Source organism: Streptomyces sp. NPDC017095, from assembly GCF_044332325.1.
In the GTDB taxonomy this organism is placed as follows: Bacteria; Actinomycetota; Actinomycetes; order Streptomycetales; family Streptomycetaceae; genus Streptomyces.
In genome coordinates this window covers 87716-103912 of sequence record NZ_JBIROU010000005.1, presented here as the reverse complement: position 1 = coordinate 103912, position 16197 = coordinate 87716, and the positions used below count along the sequence as shown (strand labels likewise).

Below are 16197 nucleotides of genomic sequence, written 5' to 3'. Positions count from 1 at the left end.
TTCCCCGGCCGCGCGGGCGTGGCCGAGCCGGGCCTGCCCGCCGCGTCCATGACCACCGGCTCGCGCGGCCCGCACCTCGTCGTCCCGCTGGACGGCCGCCAGACCTTCGACGAGGTGCGCGGCATCGCCCACGACGTCGCCGGGCCGGCCGCCGCCCGGCACCCGAACCCGCTCACCACCGCGGCCCGCAAGAAGGACCGTGCGGGCCGCCTGCCCCTCGACGTCCAGCGCAACGCCCACGCCCGGACCGCCGTCGTCCCCTACAGCGTCCGCGCCCGCCCGGGCGCCCCGGTCGCCATGCCCCTAGCCTGGAAGCACGTGGACGATCCCGCGCTCGACGCCCGCCGGTGGACCCCCGCCGACGCCGCCGCACAGGCCCGCACCCGGCCGTGGGCCGGCCTGCCACGGCGGGGCCGTTCCCTCGGCCCGGCCCGGCGCCGGCTCGATGACATGCGCTCCTGAGGTTTGGCCAAGGGAGGAGCGGCCACACGCAGGGAGAGGTGGCCATGTCGAACACAAACAGCACACCGAAAACACAGAGTTCACACGAAAGCCAAGCATCGGATTCCGGTGCACACGACACGCACGACACGCACGACGACGAACGGAAGACAGCGGGCGGCCGCCGGCCGGCGCTCATGGAGGTGCTGCGCCAGGCGCGCGCCCAGCTCACGGAACTCACCGGGCTCGTCCCCGAGACCGTCTCCTCCTTCGAGCAGACCGAGGACGGCTGGTCACTCGAGGTCGAGGTGCTGGAACTCGCCCGGGTGCCCGACACCATGAGCCTGATGGCGAGCTACCAGGTGGAGCTGGACCCCGAGGGCCAGCTCACCGGATACCGGCGCGTCCGCCGCTACGAACGCGGCCGGGCCGACGCGCGCGGCGGCCGCTGAGCCGCCGGCCGCGCCCCGGCCGCGCAGTCCGTGCACCCTACTAGGCACGAGGAGGAATCGCCGGCATGAGTGTTGTCCCGGCACAGCAGTCCGGAGGCGGAGGCGGCAGCAGCGGCCTCTACGACGTGCTCGAGCTGGTCCTCGACCGAGGACTGGTCATCGACGCGTTCGTCCGCGTCTCCCTGGTCGGTATCGAGATCCTGAAGATCGATGTCCGCGTCGTCGTGGCCAGCGTCGACACCTATCTGCGCTTCGCCGAGGCGTGCAACCGCCTCGACCTGGAGTCGGGTCCGAACAAGAGCCCCGGCCTGCCCGAGATCGTCGGCGAGGTCACCGAGTCCGGCGCCCGCGGCAAGTCCAAGGGGGCGCTGTCCGGCGCCGCCCAGACCATATCCGACGCCTTCACCCAGGCCCGTCAGGAAGGGGAGAGCGAGTCCCGGCCGCGTGCCCGCAAGGCCCCGGCGCGCCGTAAGGAGGAGCAGGAGTGAGCACCTACGTCTACGGGATCACCGCCCGGTCGCACCCGGCGCTGCCCGAGGGTACGACCGGCGTGGGCCAGCCGGCCCGGACCGTCCGCGTTGTCACGGCCGGCGACCTCGCCGCCGTGGTCAGCGACGCTCCCGAGGACCTGCGCCCCAAGCGCAGGGACCTGCTCGCGCACCAGAACGTGCTCGCCGAGGCCGGCGCCGGCGGCTGTGTGCTGCCGATGCGGTTCGGCAGCGTCGCCCCCGACGACGACGCCGTCGTCCAGGTGCTCAGCGAGCGGGCGGACCACTACGCGGAGCGGCTGCGCGAGCTGGACGGCAAGGTCGAGTACAACGTCAAGGCCACGCATGTCGAGGATGCCGTGCTGCATCTGGTGATGGCCGAGAACGCCCAGGCGCGGAGCCTCGCCGAGGCCAACCGCCGCTCCGGCGGGGGCAGCTACGACGACAAGATCCGCCTCGGCGAGATGGTCGCCGCCCTCGTCAAGGCCAAGGAGGCCGAGGACGCCGACGAGGTGCGGGGCCTGCTGGCTCCGGCCGCCGCCGCGGTCAGCGTGGGCCCCGAGTCCACCGGGTGGCTGCTGAACGTGTCGTACCTGGTGCCCCGGGACACCGCCGGGGCCTTCCTGGACACCGTCGACGAGATCCGCGCCGGCCGCCCCCACCTCGAACTGCGGGTCCACGGGCCGCTGCCGCCGTACAGCTTCGTCGAACCCGGTCCGGCCGAGCCCGCGGGCACCGCGGCCGGCGCGGACACCGGCGCGCAGTAGCGCTCGCCGGCCCGAACGGAAGGAGACCACCGTGGGACTGATCGGCGAAGTGCTGATGCTGCCCTTCGCGCCCGTGCGCGGCAGCGCGTGGGCCGTCAAACAGGTGCTCCGCGAGGCGGAACGGATCTACTACGACCCCGCCACCGTACGGGCCGAACTCGCCCGTCTCGAAGAGCGACTGGAGGCGGGCGAGATCACCGAGGAGGAGTTCGACCGGACCGAGGACGAACTGCTCGACCGGCTGGAGACCGCGCTGCGCTCCGGCGACACCACAGGCAACGGAACGGGACGATGAACCGAACGGCACTGGGCCTCGCCGTAGGGGCCGGATACATGCTCGGACGCACCAAGAAGCTGAAGATGGCGCTCGCCGTCGGCTCCCTGGTGGCCGGCAAGAAGCTGAACCTCAGCCCGAAGATGCTCGCGGACGTGGTGAGCCAGCAGCTGAAGAGCAACCCCCAGTTCAAGGAGATCGGGGACCAGCTGCGCCAGGACATGCGGGGCGTCGGCAAGGCGGCTTCCGGCGCGATGGTCGAGCGGCAGCTCAACTCGCTCGCCGACCGGTTGCAGGGCCGTACCGCACAGGTGCGGGACCAGCTGTCGGGCGCCGCGCCGGGCGGCTCCGAGGACGAGACGGACGACGAGGAGAGCGCCGAGCCGCGCGAGGAGCGCCGGGAACGCGGCCGTGAGGGCGGTGGGGACCGGGAGGCCGGGCCGCGCGGCAAGGCACCGGCCAAGAAGGCGCCGGGCAAGACGGCCCCCGCCAAGAAGGCCGCGGCCAAGAAGACGGCTCCCGCGAAGAAGACGGCGGCCAAGAAGACCACCGCGGCCCGCAAGGCCGCGCAGCAGACGACCGGTGCCGGCCGCGCCGCCGCACGGCCGTCGAAGGGCGGCGATGACCGATGACCGAGACCCAGGGATCCGCCGGCCAGGCGGCGGGCAAGGCCACCGGACAGGACGGCCCGCTGGCCCAGATCGCCCACAGCGAGGCCGCCGACCGGCTGAAGGCGGAGGCACAGGAGTACCTGTCCGCGCAGGCCACGAAGATGCTCACCGGCCTCGGCCGCAAGCTGGGCCAGACCACGGGCAAGCTGAACGACATCGCCGAGGGCAACAGCCCCGGCTTCGCCAAGCTGGCGCTCGACGGCGGCCGCAAGCTGGCCGAGGGCAAGGGCCCGCTGCGCTCCGCCCTGGAGGTGGGCGCCTCCCGCGCCAAGGAGAACGTGATGGACGCGGTCAGAAGTCTCGGGGGCGGCAAGGGCAAGAAGGGCGGCGCGGGCAAGAAGCCCACCGTCATCATGGAGTCCGTCGACGTCGGCGTGCCGCTGCGCACCGCCTACGACCAGTGGACGCAGTACCAGAGCTTCAGCACCTTCGCCAAGGGCGTCAAGAGCGCGAGCCGCTCCGACGACACCCACTCCGACTGGCAGGCGAAGATCTTCTGGTCCAGCCGCAGCTGGAAGGCGCAGACGACCGAGCAGATACCCGACTACCGCATCCAGTGGACGTCGGAGGGCGCCAAGGGCACCACCAAGGGCGTGGTCTCCTTCCACCGGCTGGAGGAGAACCTCACCCGGGTGCTGCTGGTCATCGAGTACTACCCGACCGGTCTGTTCGAGAAGACCGGCAACATCTGGCGCGCGCAGGGCCGCCGGGCCAGGCTGGACCTGAAGAACTTCGCCCGCTTCATCACCCTCAAGGGAGAGGCGGAGGACGCCTGGCGCGGCGAGATCCGCGACGGCGAGGTGGTCCGCAGCCACGAGGACGCCGTGGCCGAGGAGGAGCGGGAACAGGAGCAGGACCAGGACCAGGAGTCCGAGGCGCAGGCGTCCGGGGACGAGTCCGAGGAACCCCAAGAGGACGAGGAGCCCGAGGAGACCGACGAGGGCGAGGAGCCCCAGGAGGGTGACGAGGGCGTCCAGGGCGCGGAGCCCGGGGAGGCCGAAGAGGAGCCCTACGAGGAGGAGACGGAGTCCTACGACGGCGAAGAGGCCCCGGAGCAGGACGAGGACGAGGAGGACGGCTCGTACGAGGACGAGGAAGAGGGCCCGTACGAGGACGAGGAGGACGCGGAGTCCGGCGAGGCCGAGGAGGACGAAGAGGAGCCTTACGAGGACGAGGCCGAACCCGAGGACGCCGAGGACGCCGAGTACGACGAGGACGCGGAAGCGGCGGAAGAGGCGGAGGACGAGGAAGAGGAACCCGAGTACGCCGGGCGCGGGGGCCGTCGATGACGACACCCGGCCGTTTCCCCGAGCCCTATGGCCAGGGCTCGGGGGCCAACCTCGCCGACATCCTGGAGCGCGTGCTCGACAAGGGTGTCGTCATCGCGGGTGACATCCGGATCAACCTGCTCGACATCGAACTGCTCACCATCAAGCTGCGCCTCATCGTCGCGTCGGTCGACAAGGCCAAGGAGATGGGTATCGACTGGTGGGAGACCGATCCGGCGCTGTCCTCCGGAGCCCGCCGGGACGAGCTGGCCCGGGAGAACGCCGAGCTGAGAGAGCGGCTCGCCCGGCTGGAGGAACTGGAACTCGGCCGCGCCCCGAGGGAGGCACCATGACCGGACTGCGGTACGTGTACGCCGTGTGCCGCCCCTTCGGGACGCCGCTGCAGGCGGAACTCACGGGCGTCGGCGGTGCTCCGCCGGCCCTGTTGCACCACCACGGGCTGGTCGCGGTGGTCAGTACGGTCCCGGAGGCCGACTTCTGCGAGGACGCGCTGAAGGCCCACCTGGAGGACCTCGACTGGCTCTCCGCGACCGCCCGGGCCCACCAGGGCGTGGTCGACGCGCTCACCACGGTCACCACCCCGCTGCCGCTGCGGCTCGCCACCGTCTTCCGCGACGACAGCGCCGTGCGCACGATGATCGAGGCCCGGGAGGACCACTTCCGCTCCCTGCTGGACCGGCTGGACGGCCGGGTGGAGTGGGGCGTGAAGGTGTACATCGAAGCCGAGCCCGCCGAACCGGCCGAGCCCGTGCCCGCCGGGCCGCAGGCCAAGCCGGGAAGCGGCCGGGAGTACCTGCGCCGCCGGCGCGAGCGCGGCCAGGCCCGGGAGGAGACCTGGCAGCGGGCCGAGGGGTTCGCCCGGTCGCTGCACGAGCGCCTGGCCGGGCGCGCCGAGGACGTCCGCCTGCACGCGCCGCAGAATTCCGCGCTGTCCGGCGCGGCGGGAAAGAACGTGCTCAACGCGGCCTATCTGGTGTCCCGGGCGCATTCCGAGGAATTCGTGGAACTCGTGGACCGCACGAAGGACGAGGAATCCGGGATCCGGGTCGAACTCACCGGCCCGTGGGCCGCCTATTCGTTCACTGGGGAGGCCGCGTCGTGACCGTCGTCGAACGGCGGGAGATCGCACTCGTCGACCTGCTCGACCGGCTGCTGGCCGGCGGGGTCGTGATCACCGGGGACATCACCCTGCGGATCGCGGACGTGGACCTCGTCCGCATCGATCTGAACGCGCTGATCAGCTCGGTGAACGAAACGGTCCCCTCACCCTTCGAGGAGCTGCTGTGAGCGCGCGCAAACGGCTCGACCTGGAGCCCGACACGGTCGAGCGCGACCTGGTGAAACTGGTGCTGACCGTGGTGGAACTGCTGCGCCAGCTCATGGAGCGGCAGGCCGTGCGCCGGTTCGACACCGGTGACCTGACCGAGGAGCAGGAGGAGCGGATCGGTCTCACCCTCATGCTCCTGGAAGACCGCATGGCCGAGCTGCGCGACCGCTACGGACTGCGGCCCGAGGACCTGAACCTGGACCTCGGGCCGCTCGGACCGCTGCTGCCGCGTGACTGAGACGTCCGCGGACGTCACCTCACCATCGGTACCAGCGGCCCCGGCCGCCCCCGGCGCTCGTGCTGCGGACCAGGAAGCCCAGCAGCCAGATGACCAGGACCGCCAGGGCGATCCACCAGAGGATCTTCACGGCGAAGCCGAGGCCGAAAAGAACGACGGCCAGAAGCAGTACCAGCAGAATGGGAACCATAGTGTGAACCTCCTGCCGATCGTGTTTCCGTAAATTCACGGATCAGGCTTCTTTGCGGCACAGAATCTCCCCGTGCAGCACGGCGAACCAGCCGTCCTCGCGCCTGCCCCACTCCCGCCACGCCCCGGAGACGGCCCGCAGCCGCTCCGGGGTGGCGTGACCGCCCCCGGTGGCCCGGTCGGCGTAGGCGGAGGCCAGGGTGCGGTCCGCCCACAGCCCGCTCCACCATTCCCGCTCCCCGGCCGTGGCGTAGGTCCAGGTGCTGGAGGTGGCGGTGACGTCGGTCAGGCCGGCGGCCAGCGCCCAGGCCTTCAGCCGGCGCCCGGCGTCGGGCTCGCCGCCGTTGGCGCGGGCCACCCGCTCGTACAGGTCCAGCCAGTCGTCCAGCCCGGGCACCGCCGGGTACCAGGTCATCGCCGCGTAGTCCGCGTCGCGTACGGCGATGAACCCGCCCGGCCGCGTCACCCGGCGCATCTCCCGCAGCGCCCGCACCGGGTCGCCCACGTGCTGGAGCACCTGGTGGGCGTGGACCACGCAGAAGGTGTCGTCCGGGTAGTCCAGGGCGTGCACGTCGGCCACCGCGAAGTCGACGTTGGCCAGACCCCGTGCGGCGGCGGTGGCCCGGGCCTGCTCCAGGACGCCGGGCGCCTGGTCGACTCCGGTGACGTGGCCGTCGGGGACCAGGGCCGCCAGGTCGGCCGTGATGGTGCCGGGCCCGCAACCGATGTCCAGGATCTTCATGTGGGGCTTCAGGGAGCCGAGCAGATAGGCCGCGGAGTTGGCGGCGGTCCGCCAGGTGTGCGAACGCAGCACCGACTCGTGGTGTCCGTGCGTGTAGACGGCGCTCTCCCGTGCTTCCGGCATGGCTGTGCCCCTTCACCCGTAGTGGCCGAAACCGGCCGGGCCCCGCCCGCCGGTACGGCCTCACGGTACGCGCGCCACCCGCATGGTGAGACCCCGATCTCGCCATGTGGACGTGCGTCCGTGGGCGGACCGGGATCCCGGGCGGGCCGGTGCGGTGTTCAGCCGTTCAGGCTCAGCGGGCGGTAGACGGTCAGGGCCTCCGGCAGCTTCTCCAAGGTCACCTCGCCCGACACCGCCGTCACCTCGCCGTCGTAGGCCAGCGGGGTGTCCGGGGCGAGACCGGTCAGCCGCAGCCGGTTCACCTGCACCGCCGCGTGCGCCGGCGACCGGGTCAGCGGGCCCGCGACCGCCGCCGCGAGCAGCCGCAGCGCGGGCCTGCGGCTGCCGTGCACCACCCGCACGTCCAGCAGCCCGTCCGCCAGATCGGTGCGGCGGCCCGGCGTGAGCCCCATGCGGTGGTAGACGCCGGCGCCGACGAACAGCAGCCACAGGGGCCGCCGGTCCCCGCCCACCTCCACCTCCAGCGGATGCCGGTCGGCCCGCAGCACGCGCAGCGCGCCCAGCACCCCGGCCGGCCAGCCGCCGATCCGGTGCGACCAGCGGTCCCGGGCGCGCACCAGCTCCGGGTACACGCCGAGGCTCAGCGTGTTGAGGAACAGGCCCTGCCGGTCCCCGGCGGTGAACCGGCCCGCGTCCACCCGGACCGCCTCGCCGTGCCGGACCGCCCGGGCCAGCAGGCGCTCGTCCTCCACGCCCAGGTCGTAGGCGAAGTGGTTCAGGGTGCCGCCCGGCAGCACCGCGAGCGGCAGCCCGTGCCGCAGCGCGACCTCCGCCGCCGCGTTCACCGTGCCGTCGCCCCCGCACACCCCGAGCACCCGCGCCCGGGCCGCCGCCTTCTCCAGCTCCTCCCCGACGTCCTCCGGCGCGCACTCGACGATCTCCGCCGCCGGCAGCGCGGCGTGCAGCGCACGCACCCGGTCCGCCGTCCCCGACGCCTGGTTGGCGACCATCACCAGACCGTCGCCCTCGGGCAGCGCCGGGACCTCGGCCCGCGGCCGGGCGGGCCGCCGTACCTGGGCGCGGGTCGGCACCAGCCGCCGTACCAGGAAGGCCGCGCCCGCCCCGAGCGCCGCCCCGGCCAGCACATCGCTCGGGAAGTGCACGCCCGTGTAGACCCGGGACGCCGCCACCGAGAACGCCGCCGGTGCCACCGCCGCGCCCCAGGCCGGGGACTCCAGGGCCACCCCGGCCGCGAAGGCGGCGGCGGAGGCCGCGTGCCCGGACGGGAAGGACGTGGTGATGGGCTGCCGCTTCAGCCGCCGCACCAGCGGCACCGGGTCCAGCGCCGGCCGGGCCCGGCGCACCGAGCGCTTGCCGAGGGTGTTGATCGTCAGCGAGGCCAGACCGAGCGAGGCCAGGCCCCGGACCGCGGCCCGGCGGCCCCGGGGGGTGCGGCTCGCGGCCATGGCGGCGGCCGTCGCGAACCACAGCACGCCGTGGTTCGCGCTCCGGCTCAGCCGGGGCAGCACCCGCTCGGCGCCGGGCCAGTTCCAGGCGGCGGCGGCCTCGAACAGCCGCCCGTCGAGGTCGAGCAGCGTACGCAGCGGGGCACGGGCGGCGGCCGCGGGATCAGTCAGGTCCAGATCTGGGCTCATGCGGTGCGGTTACCCTGAAGTGCCCTTTTCGTGTCCCCGAGCGCCGGCGGTCCGGCGCGGGAGGAGAACCCCGGATGCGCCTGCTCCTCGTCCGCCACGGCCAGACCCCGTCCAACCTGGACCATCTGCTGGACACCGCGGTGCCCGGCCCGGGACTGACCCCGCTCGGCGAGGCACAGGCCGCCGCGCTGCCGGCGGCGCTCGCCGGCGAGGACATCGGGGCGCTCTACGCCTCCACGCTGGTGCGCACTCAGCGGACCGCCGCACCGCTGGCCGCCGCCCGCGGCCTGGAGGTGATCGTCCGGGACGGCATCCGCGAGCTGTCCGCCGGCGACCTGGAGATGCTGCCCGGACACTCCCCGCAGGGCGAGCGGTACCTGCGCACGGCGTTCGCGTGGGCGGCCGGGGACACCGCGCTGCGCATGCCCGGCGGCGAGAGCGGCACGGAGGCCCTGGCCCGGTACGACGCTGTGGTCGCCGAGGCCGCCGCGAGCGGGGTCCGGACCGTCGCCATGGTCAGCCACGGCGCCGCGATCCGTGTCTGGACCGCCGCCCGCGCCGCCAACGTGGACGTCGCCTTCGCCGCGGCCCGCCCGCTGGAGAACACCGGCGTGATCGTCCTGGAGGGCTCCCCGGACGACGGCTGGCAGGTCCTGTCCTGGGAGGGCGCCCTGGTGGAGCCGGCGGGCGAGGGCGGCCCGGCCGGGGACGCGCTGGACGCGGCCCGGGGCGTCTAGAAGCCTCACGTGCGGATCATGCCGGGCTGATCCAGGGCCTTCCGCCCGGGCCGTCCGGGCCGGGCGGATCAGGCGCGGTGTCACCGCGCGGCGACCGGGCCCGCGAGCCCGGCCTGATCCGGACCATCGGACCACAGGCCCGCGAACCGCGCCCGTTTCCGTCCGTCCGTGGTGCCGGGCACACTGGCGGGTGCCGGGGCCGAGGGGTATCTGTCCCATACCCCTCGGCCCCGGTGCCGGCGGTGTCAGCGCCAGGTGTCGTCGAGCGTCAGGGTGCCGGTGGACGGCGTCGTGACGGTGCGGTTGTCACCGTTCTCCCAGATCACCGTCCCGTCGGGGTTCTTCTTCAGATACTTGTACTGCACGGCGGTGCCGGACGGCAGCCGGTGGGCGCCGGACCACAGCGGGTAGGACGCCGAGTCGGTGGTCAGCGGGAGGGCCTTGGCGGGGTCCCAGGCGCCGAGGTCGGCCAGGTCCCCGGAGACGTAGAGCGTCTGGCCCCACGTGGTGGAGGCGGTGGCGTGGAAGGCGGCGGTCGCCTGGCCGACGTTCCAGCGGTCGTCGGTGCCCGGCACGTCCGGGGAGACGGTCAGGCTGCGGTTGGGGATGCTCTCCCAGGTCACGGTCCCCGTGGGGGAGCGCTTGATGTACTTGTACTGCACCGTGGCGCCGACGGGCAGCCGCACGCCGGCCGACCACTGCGGATAGGCGCTGGCGGTGGTGCCCAGGGGGACGGCCTTGGCCGGGTCCCAGGAGCCGAGCTGCGGAGCGCTGCCGGACACCAGCAGGGTCTCGCCCTGGGTGGTGGCCTGCACCCGGAAGGTGACCGAGGCGTCCTCGGCCGTGGTGGCGTGGGCGCGGGCAGCGGTGCCGGCGAGCAGTCCGGCGAGGAGCACGGCGAGCAAGAGGACCGGCCGCCAGGCGGCCGGGACCCGATCGCGTATCGCGAGCATGTCATTCCCTTCGGAACGGGAGGCGGCGGGCCCGTGCCCGCCGTCCGCGCACATCCCAACACAGCTTGGAATCGCAACGTGACCGAACGTGCTCGCCGCGTCCACCCGGGGACGCGTTTCGGCCGCATCGCCCGAATTTTTTCGGCTGCTTCATCAAAGTCCTGAACGAAAGGGCGCGGTGGCGGGTGGCATGCCCCTGGGGCTGGTCGCAGGGGTGCGGGCTCCCCGGCAGCCGCTCCGCGCTGACATCCGGACATCACCTCCCGGCCGCGCTCCGGCCGCCGGAAGCGTCGCCGGACCCTTGCGCAAGATGACGCAAATTTTTTCATGCGAGACATCGGATGGGCAGGCCGTGCCGCGGTCGCACGGGCACGGGAAAACATGTCGATCAGGCTCCCGGGCACGGCGTCTGGCGGACTGGGAGCGATCGTGAGGGCCAGCGGCAGATTGTTGAAAGTGCTTGCATAGAGCGGATAGCTCCGCCGGGACCGGGGCCCGCCTGCCGCGACGCCGGAGCCACCCCGGACGGGTGGTGCGCGGTGCCGGAGGATATGGGTTTGCCCCCGGTGCCGGGGGCCCCGCACAATGCCTGCCCATGGGACATCTGGAAGCCGCGCACCTGGAGTACTACCTGCCCGACGGAAGGGCCCTGCTCGGCGATGTCTCGTTCCGGGTCGGCGAAGGGGCGACCGTCGCGCTGGTCGGCCCGAACGGCGCCGGCAAGACCACCCTGCTGCGGCTGATCTCCGGTGAGCTGAAACCGCACGGCGGCACCGTCACCGTCAGCGGCGGCCTCGGTGTGATGCGCCAGTTCGTCGGCTCCGTACGCGACGAGACGACCGTACGGGACCTGCTGGTCTCCGTCGCCCCGCCGCGCCTCCGGGAGGCCGCGCGGGCCGTGGACGCCGCCGAGCACGCCCTGATGACCGTCGACGACGAGGCCGCCCAGATGGGCTACGCCCAGGCCCTCGCCGACTGGGCCGAGGCGCGCGGCTACGAGGCCGAGACCCTGTGGGACATGTGCACCACCGCAGCCCTCGGGATGCCCTACGAGCGCGCCCAGTGGCGCCAGGTGCGCACTCTGTCCGGCGGCGAGCAGAAGCGGCTCGTGCTGGAGGCGCTGCTGCGCGGCACCGACGAGGTGCTGCTGCTGGACGAGCCGGACAACTACCTCGACGTGCCCGGCAAGCGCTGGCTGGAGGAACAGCTCAAGGAGACCCGGAAGACGGTCCTGTTCGTCTCCCACGACCGCGAACTCCTCGCCCGCGCCGCCGAGAAGATCGTCTCCGTCGAACCGGGCCCCGCCGGCGCCGACGCCTGGGTGCACGGCGGCGGCTTCGCCACGTACCACGAGGCCCGCCGCGAACGCTTCGCCCGCTTCGAGGAGTTGCGCCGCCGCTGGGACGAGAAGCACGCCCAGCTGAAGAAGCTGGTGCTGAGCCTGCGTCAGGCCGCCGCCGTCAGCCACGAGATGGCCTCCCGCTACGCGGCGGCACAGACCCGGCTGCGCAAGTTCGAGGAGGTGGGACCGCCGCCGGAGCCGCCCCGCGAGCAGGAGATCACCATGCGGCTGAAGGGCGGCCGCACCGGCGTACGGGCCGTCACCTGCGAGGAACTCGAACTGACCGGTCTGATGCGGCCGTTCGACCTGGAGGTCTTCTACGGCGAACGGGTCGCCGTCCTCGGCTCCAACGGTTCGGGCAAGTCGCACTTCCTGCGGCTGCTGGCCGGCGAGGACGTGGCGCACACCGGGCGGTGGAAACTGGGCGCCCGGGTCGTGCCGGGCCACTTCGCGCAGACCCACGCCCACCCGGAACTGCAGGGCCGCCCCCTCCTCGACATCCTCTGGCAGGAGCACGCCCAGGACCGGGGCGCGGCCATGTCCCGGCTGCGCCGCTACGAACTCACCCGGCAGGCCGAGCAGTCCTTCGACCGGCTCTCCGGCGGACAGCAGGCCCGCTTCCAGATCCTGCTGCTGGAGCTGGCCGGCGTCACCGCGCTGCTGCTGGACGAGCCCACCGACAACCTCGACCTGGAGTCCGCCGAGGCGCTCCAGGAGGGGCTGGAGGCGTTCGACGGCACAGTGCTGGCGGTCACCCACGACCGCTGGTTCGCCCGCTCCTTCGACCGCTTCCTGGTCTTCGGCAGCGACGGCCGGGTCCGCGAGACCGCGGAGCCGGTCTGGGACGAACGGCGGGTCGAGCGGAGCAGGTGATCCGGACCGCCCCGGCCCGGCACGCCCACCGGCGCGTCACCCCGGAAGTTCGTACAGTGGACCCAGGGTCTTTCGTTTGGATCAGGCCGGATCAGGGAGCGGGGTCTGGTGCCGTGCATCGCAAGGCGGAGGAGGGCGCCATGGCGGAGCCATGGCAACCGACGACAACGCCGCTGGGGGCACCCCCTGCTCGAAGAGCTTGGGGGAGGTGCCAGGGCCCGCGAGCCCGGCATGATCCAAACGAAAGACCCTAGGGACCCGGTGCCCCGGGTCCCTCCCGGAAATCACTCGGAGGCAGTGCGCGCCGGGCGGGTACCCGTAGGCCATGAACGAACACGACGAGCGGGGCACCACCATGACCGGAGTCGACCCCAGCCGGCTGGACGACCAGCAGCTCATGAAGGAGCTGGAGACGATCCACCGCACGCGCCACGACACCCTCCTGTACGGCTCGAACGACGCGCTGCGGGTCCACAACGAGCGCATGGCGCAACTGGAGGGCGAGTACCTGCGCCGCAACCCGCGCCGCCTGGTCAGCGCGGCCCGCACCCGCGAGGGCGCCCGTGAGCGCGGCAGCGGCGAGGGGGCGACCCCGGGCACGTCCGGCACCTGACATCCGCGGTACCGCGCGCACAGAAAAGGGCCGGCCCCGCCGGGGCCGGCCCTTACGCATCACACCATCCGGTGATCAGCCGGCCTCACCGGCGAACACGTGCAGGAACGCCTCGCAGAACGCCTTCAGGTCATCCGGCTTGCGACTGGTCACCAACTGGTTGGAACCGTGGTCGCAGATCTTCACCTGCTCGTCCACCCAGGTGCCGCCGGCGTTGCGGATGTCCGTGGCGAGACTCGGCCAGGACGTGAGCACCCGGCCGCGCACGACGTCCGCCTCCACCAGCGTCCACGGCGCGTGGCAGATCGCGGCGACCGGCCGGCCGCCCTCGAAGAACTCCTTCACGAACGCGACGGCCTTCTCGTCCATCCGCAGGAAGTCCGGGTTGGCCACCCCGCCCGGCAGCACCAGAGCGCCGAACGACCCGGCCGACGCCTCGGACACCACCTCGTCCACGGGGAACGTGTCCGCCTTGTCGAGATGGTTGAACGCCTGGATCTTCCCGGACTCGGTCGACACCAGCACCGGCTCGTGCCCGGCGCCCTCGGCCGCCTTCCACGGCTCGGTCAGCTCGACCTGCTCGACACCCTCCGGTGCCACCAGAAACGCGATACGCATGACGTCCAGTCTCCTTTCAGCTTCCGCGGCGCCGCCCCGCAGGCCCGGGCGCGCCGCTTCCTTCTCCTGGCCCCCGTCTGGCCCGGCCATGGCTCAGGCGCCGCCGGTCAGCGCCTGCGCCAGTTGCTGCACGTTCTGGTACCGGTCCCCGTGCGGCAGACCGGCCACACCGTCGATCAGCCCGCCGGGCGCGTTGCTCCGGCGCAGCGCGCGGGCCAGCTCGCCCGGCTGCGCGGGGAAGGCGTGCCGGCTCAGGTGCCGGGCCAGCTCCAGCCGGGTCCGCTCCAGCGACGCCGGGGATCCCAGACCGCCCACCGGGCCGCTCCAGACCTCCGGATCGTCGTCCGCGGCCGGCTCCGGGTCGTGCCACTCCTCGACGCGCGTGGGATGGCCGGATTGGAGCAGACCCTTCAGTTCATGCTTCATCTCGTCGTCGCGATGGACGCTCAGCCGGTCACTGCCTCGCTGCATATCTCCCTCCAGAGGGTCGAAGGTCCGCCCCGCGTACCCACTGCCACCCGTCCGACACGGCCTTCGTGCCGTACGGTCAGTGCTTGGTCCGGCCCGGCAGGAACTCCTGCATCTTCGCCTTCAGGCCCTGTTTGACCATCGCGCCCCGGTCGGCGTCGCCCTTCAGGACCGACGTGGCCGTGGCCTGCAGCTGTTCCCAGGTGGCGTGCGGCGGGATCGGCGGTACGGCGGGGTCGGTGAGGAACTCGATCACCACCGGGCCGTCCGCCTCCAGGGCGGCCCGCCAGCCCGCCTCCACGTCCTCCGGCTTCTCCACCCGGATGCCGGTCAGACCGAGCGAACGGGCGAAGGCCGCGTACTGCACGTCCGGGAGCGACTGCGAGGGCAGGAACGACGGCGCGCCCTCCATGGCCCGCATCTCCCAGGTCACCTGATTCAGGTCCTGGTTGTTCCACACGGCCACCACCAGCCGCGGATCCGGCCAGCTGTCCCGGTACTTCGCCGCCGTGATCATCTCCGCGAGCCCGTTCATCTGCATCGCGCCGTCCCCGACGAGCGCGAACACCGGCCGGTCCGGGTGGGCGAACTTCGCCCCGATCGCGTACGGCACCCCCGGGCCCATCGTCGCCAGCGTCCCGGACAGCGAACCGCGCATGCCGGCCCGCATCGTGATGTGCCGCGCGTACCAGTTGGCGACCGAACCGGAGTCCGACGTCAGGATCGCGTTGTCCGGCAGCAGCGGGTCCAGCGCCCGCGCCACGTACTCCGGGTTGATCGGATCGGCCGACATCCCGGCCCGCCGCTCCATCGTCTCGTGCCACCGCTTGACGTTCGCGCACACCGTGTCGTGCCACTCGCGCCCGCGCCCGTCCGCCGTCAGCAGCGGGATCAGCCGCCGCAGCGTCGCCTGCGCGTCGCCGACCAGGTTCACCTCGTACGGATAGCGCATGCCGATCATGTGCGGGTCGATGTCGATCTGCACTCCGCGCGCCTTGCCGAACTCCGGCATGAACTGCGTGTACGGGAACGACGAGCCGATCGTCAGCAGGGTGTCGCAGTCCCGCATCATCTCGTACGAGGGCCGGCTGCCGAGCAGTCCGATCGGCCCCGTCACATACGGCAGTTCGTCGCTCAGCACGTCCTTGCCGAGCAGCGCCTTCGCCACGCCCGCGCCGAGCATCTCGGCGATCTCCTGCACCTCCGCGATGGCGCCGGCCGCGCCCTGCCCGATCAGGACGGCCACCTTGTCGCCCGCGTTCAGCACGTCCGCCGCCCGGCGCAGCGCCTCGTCCGTCGGGGTCGCCGTGTACTCGCTCATGCCGAGGCTGGACGGCACCATCTTGAACGCGTGCGTCGGCGGCGAGTAGTCCAGTTCCTGCACGTCGGCCGGGATGATCAGCGCGGTCGGGCAGCGCCGGGCGTACGCCGTGCGGATCGCCCGGTCCAGCACGTTCGGCAACTGCTCGGGCACCGTCACCGTCTCCACGAACTCGGAGGCGACGTCCTTGTACAGCGTGTGCAGGTCGACTTCCTGCTGGTAGGAGCCGCCCATCGCGGTCCGGTTGGTCTGGCCGACGATCGCCAGCACCGGCACGTGGTCCAGCTTCGCGTCGTACAGGCCGTTGAGCAGGTGGATCGCGCCGGGTCCGGACGTCGCCGCGCACACCCCGAGACGTCCGCTGAACTTCGCGTACCCGACCGCCTCGAAGGCGGACATCTCCTCGTGCCGGGACTGGATGAACCGCGGGTGGTTCTCGGCGCGGCCCCAGGCGGCGAGCAGCCCGTTGATGCCGTCGCCCGGATAGCCGAAAACCTGTTCCACGCCCCAGGCGCGCAGGCGCTCGAGGATGTGGTCCGAAACCTTGGTGCCCATGGAGAGACCTCCCCGGTGCGGTACGAAGCGGACGGTCGGGTCCAGCGGGTACCGAGTCACC

General features: G+C 72.6%; 20 protein-coding genes and 1 pseudogene. 14 read left to right on the top strand and 7 right to left on the bottom strand.

Annotation, left to right across the window (positions count from 1 at the left end):
• Window positions 1-30: 30 nt before the first annotated feature.
• The 11 genes and pseudogenes from ACH4OA_RS11910 to ACH4OA_RS11860 form a co-directional block, all read left to right on the top strand.
• Window positions 31-462, top strand: a pseudogene (locus ACH4OA_RS11910) (ATP-dependent DNA ligase); the annotation flags it as partial.
• Window positions 463-506: 44 nt separating this feature from the next.
• The gene (locus ACH4OA_RS11905; protein ID WP_397968818.1) at window positions 507-893 is read left to right on the top strand and encodes a gas vesicle protein; all 387 of its coding nucleotides are present in this window, start codon (window positions 507-509) and stop codon (window positions 891-893) included.
• A 65-nt stretch (window positions 894-958) separates the two neighbouring features.
• Window positions 959-1381, top strand: coding sequence for a gas vesicle structural protein GvpA (locus ACH4OA_RS11900; RefSeq protein WP_365878868.1), 423 nt, complete (start codon window positions 959-961; stop codon window positions 1379-1381).
• Entirely contained in the window at window positions 1378-2148 is a 771-nt protein-coding gene (locus ACH4OA_RS11895) for a GvpL/GvpF family gas vesicle protein (protein ID WP_397938683.1), read from the top strand. The genes ACH4OA_RS11900 and ACH4OA_RS11895 overlap by 4 nt, the downstream gene beginning before the upstream one ends.
• Before the next feature lie 31 nt (window positions 2149-2179).
• A complete protein-coding gene (locus ACH4OA_RS11890; protein ID WP_397938681.1) occupies window positions 2180-2443 on the top strand; it encodes a gas vesicle protein GvpG in 264 nt (87 codons plus the stop codon).
• Window positions 2440-3054: a DNA primase gene (locus tag ACH4OA_RS11885; protein ID WP_397938679.1), complete on the top strand. Its 615-nt coding sequence runs from the start codon at window positions 2440-2442 to the stop codon at window positions 3052-3054. The genes ACH4OA_RS11890 and ACH4OA_RS11885 overlap by 4 nt, the downstream gene beginning before the upstream one ends.
• A complete protein-coding gene (locus tag ACH4OA_RS11880) occupies window positions 3051-4382 on the top strand; it encodes an SRPBCC family protein (RefSeq protein WP_397968817.1) in 1332 nt (443 codons plus the stop codon). The genes ACH4OA_RS11885 and ACH4OA_RS11880 overlap by 4 nt, the downstream gene beginning before the upstream one ends.
• Window positions 4379-4714 carry a gas vesicle protein gene (locus ACH4OA_RS11875; RefSeq protein WP_365878859.1) on the top strand — a complete coding sequence of 112 codons (336 nt, stop codon included), beginning with the start codon at window positions 4379-4381 and terminating at the stop codon, window positions 4712-4714. Before ACH4OA_RS11880 ends, ACH4OA_RS11875 begins: the two co-directional genes overlap by 4 nt.
• Window positions 4711-5484 (top strand): GvpL/GvpF family gas vesicle protein, encoded by a 774-nt coding sequence (locus ACH4OA_RS11870; protein ID WP_397948320.1) that lies wholly within the window; start codon window positions 4711-4713, stop codon window positions 5482-5484. The genes ACH4OA_RS11875 and ACH4OA_RS11870 overlap by 4 nt, the downstream gene beginning before the upstream one ends.
• Window positions 5481-5669, top strand: a complete 189-nt coding sequence (locus ACH4OA_RS11865) for a gas vesicle protein (protein ID WP_365878855.1) — start codon at window positions 5481-5483, stop codon at window positions 5667-5669. Before ACH4OA_RS11870 ends, ACH4OA_RS11865 begins: the two co-directional genes overlap by 4 nt.
• Entirely contained in the window at window positions 5666-5947 is a 282-nt protein-coding gene (locus tag ACH4OA_RS11860; protein ID WP_397938672.1) for a gas vesicle protein K, read from the top strand. Before ACH4OA_RS11865 ends, ACH4OA_RS11860 begins: the two co-directional genes overlap by 4 nt.
• A 19-nt stretch (window positions 5948-5966) precedes the next feature.
• On the opposite strand, the gene ACH4OA_RS11855 is transcribed toward ACH4OA_RS11860, so the two are convergent.
• From ACH4OA_RS11855 to ACH4OA_RS11845, 3 genes are all read right to left on the bottom strand, one after another.
• Window positions 5967-6137 carry a hydrophobic protein gene (locus ACH4OA_RS11855; RefSeq protein ID WP_365878851.1) on the bottom strand — a complete coding sequence of 57 codons (171 nt, stop codon included), beginning with the start codon at window positions 6135-6137 and terminating at the stop codon, window positions 5967-5969.
• A gap of 42 nt (window positions 6138-6179) precedes the next feature.
• Window positions 6180-7001 (bottom strand): class I SAM-dependent methyltransferase, encoded by an 822-nt coding sequence (locus tag ACH4OA_RS11850; RefSeq protein WP_397938670.1) that lies wholly within the window; start codon window positions 6999-7001, stop codon window positions 6180-6182.
• A 158-nt stretch (window positions 7002-7159) separates the two neighbouring features.
• Entirely contained in the window at window positions 7160-8656 is a 1497-nt protein-coding gene (locus tag ACH4OA_RS11845; protein WP_365878847.1) for a phosphatase PAP2 family protein, read from the bottom strand.
• A gap of 74 nt (window positions 8657-8730) precedes the next feature.
• Between ACH4OA_RS11845 and ACH4OA_RS11840 the strand changes: the two genes are divergently transcribed.
• Window positions 8731-9393, top strand: coding sequence for a histidine phosphatase family protein (locus ACH4OA_RS11840; RefSeq protein WP_365878845.1), 663 nt, complete (start codon window positions 8731-8733; stop codon window positions 9391-9393).
• A gap of 245 nt (window positions 9394-9638) precedes the next feature.
• Here ACH4OA_RS11840 and ACH4OA_RS11835 read toward each other — a convergent pair whose 3' ends face one another.
• On the bottom strand, window positions 9639-10346 hold the full coding sequence (locus ACH4OA_RS11835; RefSeq protein ID WP_397968815.1) for a CBM20 domain-containing protein: 708 nt from the start codon (window positions 10344-10346) through the stop codon (window positions 9639-9641).
• A 595-nt stretch (window positions 10347-10941) separates the two neighbouring features.
• Between ACH4OA_RS11835 and ACH4OA_RS11830 the strand changes: the two genes are divergently transcribed.
• Window positions 10942-12561, top strand: coding sequence for an ABC-F family ATP-binding cassette domain-containing protein (locus ACH4OA_RS11830; RefSeq protein ID WP_397938664.1), 1620 nt, complete (start codon window positions 10942-10944; stop codon window positions 12559-12561).
• A gap of 325 nt (window positions 12562-12886) precedes the next feature.
• Window positions 12887-13174 carry a DUF6158 family protein gene (locus ACH4OA_RS11825; protein WP_397938663.1) on the top strand — a complete coding sequence of 96 codons (288 nt, stop codon included), beginning with the start codon at window positions 12887-12889 and terminating at the stop codon, window positions 13172-13174.
• A 75-nt stretch (window positions 13175-13249) separates the two neighbouring features.
• On the opposite strand, the gene ACH4OA_RS11820 is transcribed toward ACH4OA_RS11825, so the two are convergent.
• From ACH4OA_RS11820 to ACH4OA_RS11810, 3 genes are all read right to left on the bottom strand, one after another.
• Window positions 13250-13792 carry a type 1 glutamine amidotransferase domain-containing protein gene (locus tag ACH4OA_RS11820; RefSeq protein ID WP_365878837.1) on the bottom strand — a complete coding sequence of 181 codons (543 nt, stop codon included), beginning with the start codon at window positions 13790-13792 and terminating at the stop codon, window positions 13250-13252.
• A 93-nt stretch (window positions 13793-13885) separates the two neighbouring features.
• A complete protein-coding gene (locus ACH4OA_RS11815) occupies window positions 13886-14263 on the bottom strand; it encodes a DUF2795 domain-containing protein (protein ID WP_365878835.1) in 378 nt (125 codons plus the stop codon).
• Window positions 14264-14339: 76 nt separating this feature from the next.
• Window positions 14340-16136, bottom strand: a complete 1797-nt coding sequence (locus ACH4OA_RS11810; protein WP_397948329.1) for a thiamine pyrophosphate-requiring protein — start codon at window positions 16134-16136, stop codon at window positions 14340-14342.
• Between the last annotated feature and the right edge of the window lie 61 nt (window positions 16137-16197).